The following is an 11,961-nucleotide window of genomic DNA, read 5'->3' as shown; positions in this document are numbered from 1 at the left end:
AGGCGGCCGCAAAGATCCAGCACCTGATCTCGCCGGGCGGCATCGAGGCCTGGTTCGTGCAGGATGCGACCGTGCCGCTGATCGCCATGGAATATTCCTTTGCCGGCGGCTCGGCCCAGGATCCCAAGGACAAATCGGGCGTCGCCAATCTCGTTGGCGACCTCCTCGACGAAGGCTCCGGCGATCTCGACTCCAAGACGTTCCACGAACGTCTGGACCGCCGCGCCATCGAGCTGTCCTTCAGCGCCACCCGCGATAGCTTCCGCGGCAGCCTGCGCATGCTGCGCGACAACAAGGACGAGGCCTTCGACCTGTTGCGGATGGCTCTGACCTCGCCGCATTTCGAGGCCGCCGATGTCGAGCGCATCCGCTCCCAGGTCATCTCGGGGCTGCGCCGCGAGACCACCAATCCATCATCGCTGGCGAGCCGCAAATTCCTGGAGGTCGCCTTCGGCGATCATCCCTATGGCCGGCAGACCAACGGCAACCTCGACAGCGTGCCGACCATCACGGTCGCCGACATGAAGGACTATGTCGGCCGCGTGCTTGCCAAGGACGGACTGAAGATCGCGGTGGTCGGTGACGTCGATCCGGCCACGCTCGGCAAGCTGCTCGACCAGACCTTCGGCGCGCTCCCCGCCAAGGCCAACCTCGTGCCGGTGCCCGACATCGATGCCGCCAAGCCGCCGCAGCTCGCCTTCGTGCCGCTCGACGTGCCGCAAACGGTGATCACCTTCGGTGGCCCTGGCGTCAAGCGCAGCGATCCGAACTTCATGGCGGCCTATGTCGTCAATCACATCCTGGGCGGCGGCGGATTGTCCTCGCGACTCTATCGCGAGGTCCGCGAGAAGCGCGGGCTTGCCTACTCGGTATCCGAGTCGTTGCTCTGGATGGAGCACTCGGCGGTCTTCATCGGCAACACCGGCACGCGCGCCGACCGCGCCGGCGACACCATGGATGTGATCGAGAAGGAGGTGTGCCGCATTGCCGAGGAGGGTCCGACCCAGAAGGAGCTCGATGAGGCCAAGTCCTACCTCAAGGGCTCCCAGATGCTGGCGCTCGACACCTCCTCCAAGCTTGCGCAGGCGCTGCTGCAATATCAGCAGGACAAGCTGCCGATCGACTATATCGAGAAGCGCAACGCCATCGTCGATGCGGTGACGCTGGACGATGCCAAAGCGGCCGCCAAGCGCCTGTGGGGCCAGGGGCTCCTCACCGTCATTGTCGGCCGCTCTCCACGAGCAGCAGCCGAGTAGACCAGCGCGCCATCGGCCGCGAAGTCGGCGACGCCCAATTAACTTTTCAAATAGCTCGGGGCGGCATAGCCCCGAGTCCGGCTTTGCCGAGTCCCCCCGCTTGCACTGTTCGCGCTGGCCGTGTGGTTGTTCCTGGAGAGCTTGGCACGCTCCTCGCGCACCCAGCTCTGCAGCTCGATAATCAATAGGCGGCGACGCTCGTGACAGGCGCCCAGGCGCTCCCGCGGGCTCTCCAGAACGAGTTGAGCTTCTCGTGCTTGGACCAGCGTCGTCGGCAACCCGTCTCAACGGCTTCGAGTCGCCCCCCACTTGGGCCCTGACCTTACCACCTATCCATCTTACCACCTATCCATAATGACAGTTCACCGGATCCGCACCCCAGATCGAGTACCGCCGCGCCGGGCTCGATATGCCACTTCGAGATCAGTGCGTCCGGTGCGTGAACTACCGGCTGTTTCCAACCATAAGATCGAGTGCGATCCCGGGTTACGCTGATCACAAGCAACCTAATCGTGAGGTCACATCCCTCGCCACCAGCTTCGTTCAGCGCCAAACTACGAACCTGAAGGTCGGACCGTCGAATCCTTCCGGGCGCGCCAGCTAACCTCCTGAAGAAACAATCTTTTTCAGGATCGACCCGCGGCGGCCCCAGACTGAAATTTCCGTTTAGTCTGCGGAAATTTCTTGAGCCGGCCCGTTTTCCGACGCCTATATGCGTCCGGCTCTCTCGAAGCGGCGCTGGGTTCGAGCGGCGAACATGACGCAGTTTCGATCCGCACGTGATCGAGGCCATTCGCTCAACGATGCCGGGCGCCGGGTCTGCGTCCAACCCTTTCTTCGTCGTCCGTGAAGAACCCTAATTTCGGGCTGGATTGACCGCCGACTCCGCGAGGAGAGCGCTGAGGAGTTGCCACAACAAAAGCCTGAGCCAGCGGATGAGGCGGCGGAAGTTGTAGCCGACGGCGGCGAGGACGGCGTTGTTGGCATCGCCCCGACGGGACCAGAGATAGTTGCGGCCCATGCGGTGCTCGGCTTTGAGATGGCCGATGACGGGCTCGACGGCGGACCTGCGGCGGAGTTCGCGCTTGATCGCGGGCGTTACCCCTTGCTTCTGGCCGGAGAGGAAGACCCTGAACTTGTAATCGGGCGGCGCATTGTGGCCGCGGTATCCCTTGTCGGCGAGGATGCGTGCGATCGTGCTGCCGACCAGCGCCTCCATGTCCGGGATCACGGTGGCCAGCGTGTGACCGTCATAGGGGTTGCCGGGCAGCACCTTCACGTGGGTGACGAACTGGCCGCCCTTCGCGCGGCTTATCTTGGATGCAACGGAGACTTACACGCCAAACTTGTAAGGCCGATGGGCCTTGCCCTTGCCGATGCATTCGACTTCCGGCGCGTGCAGGGAATAGACCTTCGGCCCGCGTTGACGTTGCTGCTGCTCGCGCACGCGGCGTGCCAGCATCAGCAACGTGGTGAACGTCGCTTCGAGCCCGCTGTTGCCCTCGATCTTGCGGCCGATGTCGCGGATGACGCGGCCGAGATAGGTCCGTAGCGTCTTGAGCGCCCGGTTGGCGCGCTTGAACTGCTTGGCGTGGGCATAGCGCTGATGCTGGATCAGGGCGAACTTGCCCACCCTCGCATAAGATTGGCGCAGCCCCGTTCCAGCCGCACCACCTTCTCGCGCCCGGTTCAGAAGCTTGGCATCATTGGGGAACGTCACGTTCTTGGGCCTCCGTGGTGTCGACAATTACCCGTGATAGCTCGGATGGCTTGAGTGCCTTGGTCCTGGTGGCAACCGACAGGCTCTCCTGCAGCAACGCTTGCAGCCGCGCCTCGCCCATCCGGTTGCGGCAGCGCGTCAGCGACGAGCGATCGATCACCAGCCGGTGCTGGAAGAACTCCTCGCCGCAGAAGTATTGGTAATAGGGGTTCTCGACCCACCGCTCGCACAGCACCTCGTCGGAGAGGTCGTAGGTGTGCTTGAGGATCGAAAGCCCCGCCATCAATCGCGTCGGCAGTGGTGGGCGGCCCGGATCATCGGTGTAGACCGCCCCAAACTCCCGCTCCAGGAACTCCCAATCCACCGTGCGCCCCAGCGCCACCAGCGGATGCTTCAGGTCGATGATCTGATCGAGCCGAGAGCGGAACAGATCCTGCTCTCCCGTCTCCCGCCGTTCCGGTGCCGCATCTGGTCCCCCGCCAAAAACACCCAAAGGCGAGTGAATCACAGATCAAGTTTGCAAGGAATCTGGAGGGTTCTGTGAGGTCGCGCTCACGCGCCGGCGCGGCATGCGCAGTTACGCGACCTCATTGAAGCCGGATTGAACGAAGGCGCGGGCGGGTATGCGTGGTTTTGCAGCTATGGGGATTGTTGGAGATCGCAAGGCCCGGTCTGCCGGCTCGGCACGTGGGGCAGAGCTGCGAGATGTGTGCATCGGGGAAGAGTTGAGATCAGGCGCGCTTTGCCGGAGATCGCGACAGGCGTTTTGCTGCATCGGACGGTTGTTGTCGCGCCGTGTGGCAGCACGGATTCGACATGCGGATATTGCGCAATGCCAACTCCGATTGGAGGTAGCTCACGAATGCCTGCGAGGTCTTTGAAAAGAAGAACCCGTAGATGGCCAGGATAGCCAACGCCAAGGCACAGAGCGCAGATACGATTTGTGAAATGTTTCCCCATTCGGGGCGATGTGTCTCCTGGCCCAAGCCTTACCTCCGCCAATTCTGGCCAAGTTCATCGTCGAACCACATCTCGGCATCGTAGTCGGCTCCCATGCGAGAACGGAAATGCAAGTAGTGCGAGTAGTGGTTGTTCAAAAGCCACGTTTTGAATTCGGAGAAGCTCGGATGCTCACGCCTCTCTTCGGCAAGCGTGTCATACCACGTCGTTGCCAAAGCTCGGATCGCGCGCTCTGATTCGGTCTTTGCCATGAACCATCTTAGCAAACTGGATGCAGGCCGATCGAGCCTGAGCGTCCGGTCGCCACACCCGTAACCCTACGGTGCATTCACATCCCGGGCGGCCTGCACAGCCGCATCGAAAATCTCGACTTGCAGTATGGGAAATCGACGCTTCAAATCCTTGGCCCCGATCTCCACGCCGTCCGTCGTGGCGAACTCGGTTTTCACAAGACCGTCGACGATGATCGCATACCCGCTCGTGGGCAGATTTAGGCCTGGTTTCGACATCTTCAGATCGCCACGAATTGCACTCTCTTTCGTTGCTTAGAGTGAGTCTCCCAGTGGGAGCACCCCCTCCGCGTCTTGTCTTGCGGAAGCCAAGTAGCCGTCCCTGTCATCTTCGAAGTGGACGCCTTCCCTGACGAGTTCCTTTGCCCAATGGTCGTGTAGTCGTCATGAGCATCGCCCTGATCATGAGCGCGCCCCGGAAATTCGATGTCGTGCGCGATCGTGCCCGCGACCTCGATCAAAACAAGCGTCCGAATATATTTCTTCTTTCGCTCGGACTCATCGAAATGGCGAAAACCGCCCGGAGGGGCATCCTGCTCAAATTCCGACTTGCCCACGGCGCCCTTGACGTCCGCCACGATCGACACCGAAATCGGAAGACGTTCAAGCAAGCAGCCCATAACCGCATGTCCCGCTTCGTGATAGGCCGTCTCTATCTTGTTTTCTTCCATTTCATCCGACACGGTCGCGTTTCTGCCAGTTGGCCTGCGAGACCATTGTAACCTGCGACCATCCTTGAAAACAGCCGGCTCGCGAGCCTGAGCGGCTGTGTTTTGCTGCGCGTCCAGATCCACCAGCCTCCGCTTCAGATCGTTGTTGCGGCGTGGTGACTCAGGCCAAAATCTACGCGATCGCCTGCCGTGGCAGCGTGAGCACCGTGAGGATCTCGTCGTCCGGCAGAAGGAACGACTGCTCTTCTACCTCGTACCGATCGCATCCCTTGAAATCGAACCAGGCATCGGCCGGATTCTTTCGGGGGAAGTTTTGTTCGTCGGCGCCTCGGAGCAGCATGTCGGCGGCGAACGTCTGATCGTCCAGTGCCCTGACGGGCCGCCACCATTCCGCGATCATCGGTGACGTCTTGTACCAGACGCGATCCCGCCTGTTGTGGCAAACAATGACCATGGGGAAATGGTTCAACGCGATCATCTTCACGAGCGTGGCCGTGAGACCGACGTCGAACTCATCGGCCAACTCCCTGGACGCCGCCAAAGTGAGGCGCTTCATCTTCCGAAGTCGCGGAAGAACCATAAAATTAGGAAGAATCAGATCGGAGGCGAAGTCGTCGGCACGCCGCTCCGGACTGAGCGCGTCATGCCTGAAATTGCAGACGTCGTTCTCGCCGCAGAAGAGAACCTTTCCGCGATCGTAGTGCCAATGCCCAAGCTCGTGTCCAAGGGAGAAGCGGCGACGCTGTCGCATGCTGAGGCTATTGACCGAGATGACGGCGCGCTTCTTCGATCCCAAGATCGTGGCTTCGCAGTTGTCGATCGGCCTGTAATTGACCACTGCGCCCTGCGTCCATGCGATGGCATCGAGGTCGATATCCTTGGGCTCCGCGATCCCGAGCCCGACAAGCAGGCGCTCTGCCGGGGTCATTCTTCCCATTCTTCCTTGTCCTCGTTTTCAAGCGCCTCGAGCTGCGCCAGATCCTTCAACAGGTTTTCCTCATCGCGCTCAGAAAGTTTGCCACCCTTGCGCGCGGCCATTATTGAATCAGCGACCTCACCGGATCGCATCCCATCGAAACGACGACGCGCTTTCGCAAGGTCGAAGCTCTTGACGTTCTCCTGCTCACGGTATGCCTTCGATTCATCCTGAGCCCGCTCGAAACGCATCCGAGCGGCACGCGCCTTCGCCTGCTCCAAAGCGCGGCCGGCGCGGGCCACCGCCTTCTCGAAATCGTCACCCGCTTCCTTGAAGTCTTCGCGCAGATCGGCTTCCGAGGCTTCCAGTATGCTGTCGTCGATGGCCCGGTCGAGCTTCGACAATTTCTCGCGGTCTGTCGGATCTCTGCTCATCGCCGCCATCCCTTCGGATACTCCCGACGGGCGATGCGCCGGATTTTCTTGATCACGTAGTCCAGGCGCGCCTGGTCGACGCCAAGAAAATCCCGCAGCGTCTCGCCCCTCATGTCATTCTCCCAGCCGAGTAGCACCATGCTCATCTCCTCGTCGGCGCCGTAGTGCACGTTCAGTGCCGCACAGACCTCCGATGCCCCCCGATCCTGTTCCGCCCGGATCGCCGCGTCCTCCGGGCTCGGTCCCGACGCTTTCAATTCGAACTTCGACTTGCGCTCGCCGGTCGTCACGTCCTCTATCGGAACCTGCTGCTGCAGACGATCGCGCCGGTGGCCGGCGATGTTCCGCATCGACTGGACCAGGAAGGCTATGAACCTGGTGATCCGCGGGCAGCGCTTCTCCTCGAAGAGCGCGGAACACATCGCCTCCTGCAATAGGTCGCCCTCGGCGAAGTCGGTCCCACCAAGGTAACGGCGTTCGACGGCGTCCAGACGAGCGAGGTCGAGCGGTGTCAGCCCGTCCAGCGCCGACGCCACCTTATCGTATGTGAGGTGCTCGGTCGCGGAGGCCGATACTTCGGGAGGCGGCACGCTGATGTCGGCCATAGCTTCACGCATCCTATGCCGGCCAAAAATCTCTTTCGGACAAAAAAATCGAGTCCGAAACGCGCAGCTGGCCGGCATGCAGGTGTAGAGGCGACCGGTTTCGATGGGAACCGGGGGCAACCATTCGAACCGGTGATGAAACAATGAATTACATAACAGAACGGGCGCAGCTGCGCCAATCGCAACTGGCGGACCTCATCGAGGAGGCCTGCCAGCATCTCGAGCCGTCGTCCTATCAGCGCGAGGTCGCGCAGCAGCGCTATGAAGGCGTCGGCGACTGGCTCTCCCAGTACGACGACCCGCTGCTGGCCGAAATCGCCATCCGGCTTCAGGGCTCCGTGGCGATCGGCACGACGGTCAAGCCGATTGGCATCGCCGAGTACGACGTCGATCTGGTGGCGCACGTGCCGGATATCGACACCGCCGCCCGCGATGCTTAAGGCGCGCATTGGGGACCGTCTTCGGGCGAACGGCCACTACGCCCCCCCTGCTGCTGGAGATGCCCCGCTGCTGGCGGCTCAACTATGCCAACGAATTCCACCTGGACATCCCCCCAGCATCCCCAACCCCGGCTGTACGCTCGGTGGCGAACTCGTCCCCGACAAGACATTGAAGTCCTGGAAGGCATCCAATCCCATGGGGTACCGCGCGAAGTTCGAGCGTCGCGCCAAGCGGCGTGCCCGCATCCGCTCCGCCTTCGGATGGACCCTCGCCAGCACCATCGCGAAGGACTCGGTAGAGCCCTATCCCGAGCAAATGAAGCTGAAGGGCCTCTTGCGCCGGACCGTGCAGATCGCAAAGCGCCATCGTGATCTCGAATTTATCGACGACACCGACGGCCTGGCGCCGCTGTCGATTATTGTCTGCGCTCCAACACGATCCCACCGAGCAAGTCGGCGTTGCCGCCGAGTTTGCGGTCTATGTCGCGGATGATGCGGCCGAGATAGGTCTTGAGTTTCTTCGAGGCCCGGTTGGCGCGCTTGAACTGTTTGGCGTGGGCGTAGCGCTGGTGCTTGGCCGATGTTGCAAGCTTCTGGGCAGTCAAAGCCAGAAAGCTTGCAATCTCAAAGCCAATCTGGCCCGGAAAATCGATTCTTGATCAACCGCTTGGATGGTTCTTCACGAACGACTAACTAGACACCCAGCAAAGACGCAGGGCGTCGCATCGCTCGTTGTGGGCTAGGCCTTCCTTGTGACTTGCGTGTTGCAATCGCCCTGAATGATTCTGCTGGTCGCGAGCACTTCGAAGGCGCTTACATAGCCCCGATCGTGCATTTCCGATTAACATCTCTCTTCATGTCTCCTCCTGCGGCTGCACTTTGGGAGCTCCAGGAGACTTTTCCTGCGAAATCGAACAAGACCCGCGGCAACAAACCTACTCGCCCCTGTAGGTGGCCAAGGTTTGGAGCAGCCGCGGCATATAATACTGTTTTGTATCTTCCGGCACGATTTCCGGATCGTCTAGCCATGTCATTGCCCGCTCGATCAGCTCGATCGCGCGTTGCTTGTCACCACTCTCGTAGTAATACTGAGCGACCACTCTATAAGAAGTAAAGGTGGGGCCGCCGCTGTCTTGCACTGAATTGAGGATATGTTCCGACACCTCCCTGCCGATCGCAAAGCGCTCGGCACGCGGAAGGTGGGCCTTATCGTTCTCCGGATCAAAGAGTTGCTCCATCACGGCAATCAGCCCACGCACAGCGTCTGACCGTTTCTCAATCGCATCTCGAACCAGTTGGCGCAAGACCTGGAACCCGGTCGCCGTGTCGCGCATTTGAAGCAACAGACCCGCCTGAATCTCGCGGAAGTGTCGATCGTCCGGCATCATGGCAATGCCCTCTTCGGCCGCTGAGAGCGCTGCCGGCCAATCCTTTGCTTCCATCGCCGATCGAATTGTCCGCTGGATTGAGGATACGCGCACTAGGCGTTGGTCTTCCGCAATCCGTTTCGCATCAGCGGCTTTAGCGTCATCGCTGCCGCGCCAAGTGCCGTTGATAATTTTCGGCAAGACGTCGCCGATTTGGATCGCATGATCGATAAAGGCAATGTGGCCGTCGCGGTCGACGACGAACGATGTCGGAACCGTAAGAGAAGAGCTGGCATCCATCCAAAGCTTGTTCATTGCGCCGGTACTGTCGAACCCGATTCGATAGTTCAGATTTGAGAACTTTTCGGTCAACCATGCGTCCAACTTGGTGCGAGCCTCATCCGCCGTTGGTGCTTTTTCATAAGCTGCGACTCCGACGACCTCAAGCCCCTCGTCTTTGTATTTTGCTTGCAGCTCTATCAGATGGGGCATCGCCTCCACACATGCGTCGCACCAAGTTGCCCAAAATTCGACGATGTACACTTTCCCTGGCTCGAATTTCGTGAGGCGCTCGCCACGCAGCCAGTTCTCGACTTTGAGCGAAGGAGCCGCAGACTCGATGCATAGCGCCATGATTGTCTCCAAAGTGACCTGTTGCGCGACCTTGTCGCGTCACCCGAATAGCAATCACCTGCCACGCTGTCCACGCGCGCTAAGCTACATGACAAAGATTTAACATCCACACGCCCAGCACGATCCACTGTATGTAACCCGACATGCTTTGCGTCGGCGTCAGATTTCGGGCACGCATCGCGACCTTCGTGCCGTCAGAAGATCGTCTTGCGAATGCGCATTGCGAGCCGCGCTGCGCCAGTAGGAGGTACGCGAGAAGCCGGATGGTGCCCGCTGACCGACAAGTGAGATGCGCCCTCTTTCCAAAGCCATTCGCAAGCTGGCGAGGAACAAGTCGATCGGCGAGGCCGCATGAACGAGGCGGTCCAGGATAGCGTCGCCGAGGGGGCAACCCCTCGCTTTTGGCTGGAGAGGAAGACCCTGAACTTGTGATCAGGCGGCGCGTTGTGGCCGCGGTATCCCTTGTCGGCGAGGATGCGTGCGATCGTGCTGCCGACCAGCGCCTCCATGTCCGGGATCACGGTGGCCAGCGTGTGACCGTCATAGGGGTTGCCGGGCAGCACCTTCACGTGGGTGACGAACTGGCCGCCCTTCGCGCGGCTTATGTTGGATGCAACGGAGACTTACACGCCAAACTTGTAAGGCCGATGGGCCTTGCCCTTGCCGATGCATTCGACTTCCGGCGCGTGCAGGGAATAGACCTTCGGCCCGCGTTGACGTTGCTGCTGATCGCGCACGCGGCGTGCCAGCATCAGCAACGTGGTGAACGTCGCTTCGAGCCCGCTGTTGCCCTCGATCTTGCGGCCGATGTCGCGGATGACGCGGCCGAGATAGGTCCGTAGCGTCTTGAGCGCCCGGTTGGCGCGCTTGAACTGCTTGGCGTGGGCATAGCGCTGATGCTGGATCAGGGCGAACTTGCCCACCCTCGCATAAGATTGGCGCAGCCCCGTTCCAGCCGCACCACCTTCTCGCGCCCGGTTCAGAAGCTTGGCATCATTGGGGAACGTCACGTTCTTGGGCCTCCGTGGTGTCGACAATTACCCGTGATAGCTCGGATGGCTTGAGTGCCTTGGTCCTGGTGGCAACCGACAGGCTCTCCTGCAGCAACGCTTGCAGCCGCGCCTCGCCCATCCGGTTGCGGCAGCGCGTCAGCGACGAGCGATCGATCACCAGCCGGTGCTGGAAGAACTCCTCGCCGCAGAAGTATTGGTAATAGGGGTTCTCGACCCACCGCTCGCACAGCACCTCGTCGGAGAGGTCGTAGGTGTGCTTGAGGATCGAAAGCCCCGCCATCAATCGCGTCGGCAGTGGTGGGCGGCCCGGATCATCGGTGTAGACCGCCCCAAACTCCCGCTCCAGGAACTCCCAATCCACCGTGCGCCCCAGCGCCACCAGCGGATGCTTCAGGTCGATGATCTGATCGAGCCGAGAGCGGAACAGATCCTGCTCTCCCGTCTCCCGCCGTTCCGGTGGCCGCATCTGGTCCCCCGCCAAAAACACCCAAAGGCGAGTGAATCACAGATCAAGTTTGCAAGGAATCCCCTCCCGCACACCCGATTTCCGGCAAACTCGATTGCCTCAGTGGGCAGTTTCCGGATTCTAAATCAACGACTTGGGAATTCTTCACGGACGACTTCTTCACGAAGCCAAGAAGTCCAAATGCGGTGCCGTCACTCCAGAATGCCGGTCCGGCGCTCATTTCCGCTCAATACGCTTATTGCCGGCCCGCTCAGGAATCTCGCTGCAAAACTGTACTTGATCGCTAGCGAGCGAGCCTGCGCCCTCTGCCCCCGCCTGCACACCCTCTGCCGCGGCCTGCACACGGTCAAGGCTAAAGTTTCTACCTCGGGGGCGCTTCTACTTGGCCGAACTCGGGAATCTTCGCCAAACCGACTGATGGCGGCTCAAACGTACCGATTGCCCGAATGTCAGGAAGGCGCCCGTCAGAAGGTGCGGGGAAGGCAACATGCGGCTTCAACCATTGTCCCGATTTAGATTCAGCTTGTGTTTGTTTTGGTATACGCCGATCCGCTTCTTTGCTCGATCGATGACGTCGCCGAAGTGGAGCAGCTCAAAATAGGTCTCGCCCAGGGTTGACGACTACGAGGGCCCAAAAAAGGGAGCTCGATTGAACGATCCCTGGCCGACTGAAAACGGTGTCCACGACCCGCTCAAACGCAGCGGATGACCATGTCGCGATAAGATAACTGTAAAATTGCCTCAGCCCGCCTCCCGATTTCGCTGCAAGCAAATAAGCGTACTCTGAAAGGTCGCTGACATGTTCGTCATCGACACTCCGGAGGCCTTGAATTCGACCATAATGGCTGAGCCTTCTTTGCTGAACAGAGCAATGTCTGGCCGCTTGTCGCCATCGCCCGCTTGGCAAGCAGATTTTGGAACTCCTGGTCGATGGTCACTTTGGAAGTATTTTTGCTGTCATCCCATGACCGCACCCAGATCACCGCGCAGCTTACTCAGGCCGTCTATGTTAGTCGGTCCGGAAAATATCTGCTGATTCGCCAGGGTGCGAAGCTGATCGGCAAAGACGACAGCTCTGTCGCGTTCGGCCAGAGCCGCATCCTCTTGGGGACCCGCGTCATCATGCCCGGCGGCCACTCGATTGTGCTGGAACGCCAACCCGGCGCCTGCGGCAGCAGCCGCTGAGCTGG

At 60.5% G+C, this 11,961-nt stretch carries 11 protein-coding genes and 3 pseudogenes; 3 read left to right on the top strand and 11 right to left on the bottom strand.

Annotation, left to right across the window (positions count from 1 at the left end; translation table 11 throughout):
• On the top strand, positions 1-1,256 hold a 1,256-nt coding region (locus GWG65_RS37355; RefSeq protein WP_275200384.1), incomplete at its 5' end, for a pitrilysin family protein.
• 856 nt (positions 1,257-2,112) lie between these two features.
• On the opposite strand, the pseudogene GWG65_RS37350 reads toward GWG65_RS37355, so the two are convergent.
• The 8 genes and pseudogenes from GWG65_RS37350 to GWG65_RS37315 all read right to left on the bottom strand — a co-directional run bounded on the left by GWG65_RS37350 (position 2,113) and on the right by GWG65_RS37315 (position 6,852).
• A pseudogene (locus GWG65_RS37350) lies at positions 2,113-3,469 on the bottom strand (IS5 family transposase).
• A 238-nt stretch (positions 3,470-3,707) separates the two neighbouring features.
• Positions 3,708-3,962: a hypothetical protein gene (locus GWG65_RS37345; protein ID WP_148740530.1), complete on the bottom strand. Its 255-nt coding sequence runs from the start codon at positions 3,960-3,962 to the stop codon at positions 3,708-3,710.
• Between the two features lie 3 nt (positions 3,963-3,965).
• On the bottom strand, positions 3,966-4,187 hold the full coding sequence (locus GWG65_RS37340) for a hypothetical protein (RefSeq protein ID WP_148740529.1): 222 nt from the start codon (positions 4,185-4,187) through the stop codon (positions 3,966-3,968).
• A gap of 66 nt (positions 4,188-4,253) precedes the next feature.
• On the bottom strand, positions 4,254-4,445 hold the full coding sequence (locus GWG65_RS37335; protein WP_148740528.1) for a hypothetical protein: 192 nt from the start codon (positions 4,443-4,445) through the stop codon (positions 4,254-4,256).
• Between the two features lie 2 nt (positions 4,446-4,447).
• Positions 4,448-5,020 carry a hypothetical protein gene (locus GWG65_RS37330; protein WP_275200382.1) on the bottom strand — a complete coding sequence of 191 codons (573 nt, stop codon included), beginning with the start codon at positions 5,018-5,020 and terminating at the stop codon, positions 4,448-4,450.
• A 49-nt stretch (positions 5,021-5,069) separates the two neighbouring features.
• Entirely contained in the window at positions 5,070-5,834 is a 765-nt protein-coding gene (locus GWG65_RS37325; RefSeq protein WP_148740526.1) for an ImmA/IrrE family metallo-endopeptidase, read from the bottom strand.
• Positions 5,822-6,247: a hypothetical protein gene (locus GWG65_RS37320; RefSeq protein ID WP_275200381.1), complete on the bottom strand. Its 426-nt coding sequence runs from the start codon at positions 6,245-6,247 to the stop codon at positions 5,822-5,824. The genes GWG65_RS37325 and GWG65_RS37320 overlap by 13 nt, the downstream gene beginning before the upstream one ends.
• The gene (locus GWG65_RS37315; protein ID WP_275200380.1) at positions 6,244-6,852 is read right to left on the bottom strand and encodes a hypothetical protein; all 609 of its coding nucleotides are present in this window, start codon (positions 6,850-6,852) and stop codon (positions 6,244-6,246) included. Before GWG65_RS37315 ends, GWG65_RS37320 begins: the two co-directional genes overlap by 4 nt.
• A 143-nt stretch (positions 6,853-6,995) precedes the next feature.
• Here GWG65_RS37315 and GWG65_RS37310 point away from each other — a divergent pair, with 143 nt between their 5' ends.
• Positions 6,996-7,292, top strand: a complete 297-nt coding sequence (locus tag GWG65_RS37310; protein WP_275200379.1) for a hypothetical protein — start codon at positions 6,996-6,998, stop codon at positions 7,290-7,292.
• 416 nt (positions 7,293-7,708) lie between these two features.
• Here GWG65_RS37310 and GWG65_RS37305 read toward each other — a convergent pair whose 3' ends face one another.
• The 3 genes and pseudogenes from GWG65_RS37305 to GWG65_RS37295 all read right to left on the bottom strand — a co-directional run.
• Positions 7,709-7,897, bottom strand: a complete 189-nt coding sequence (locus GWG65_RS37305; RefSeq protein ID WP_187435958.1) for a hypothetical protein — start codon at positions 7,895-7,897, stop codon at positions 7,709-7,711.
• A 330-nt stretch (positions 7,898-8,227) separates the two neighbouring features.
• A complete protein-coding gene (locus GWG65_RS37300) occupies positions 8,228-9,292 on the bottom strand; it encodes a TlpA disulfide reductase family protein (protein WP_275200378.1) in 1,065 nt (354 codons plus the stop codon).
• Positions 9,293-9,681: 389 nt separating this feature from the next.
• Positions 9,682-10,771 (bottom strand): annotated as a pseudogene (locus GWG65_RS37295) (IS5 family transposase); the annotation flags it as partial.
• A gap of 975 nt (positions 10,772-11,746) precedes the next feature.
• On the opposite strand from GWG65_RS37295, the pseudogene GWG65_RS37290 reads away from it, so the two are divergent.
• Positions 11,747-11,938, top strand: a pseudogene (locus GWG65_RS37290) (TrbI/VirB10 family protein); the annotation flags it as partial.
• Positions 11,939-11,961 lie beyond the last annotated feature (23 nt).

The sequence above is a fragment of the Bradyrhizobium sp. CSA207 genome, assembly GCF_029051685.1.
In the GTDB taxonomy this organism is placed as follows: Bacteria; Pseudomonadota; Alphaproteobacteria; order Rhizobiales; family Xanthobacteraceae; genus Bradyrhizobium.
This window is presented reverse-complemented; position numbering and strand designations above follow the sequence as displayed.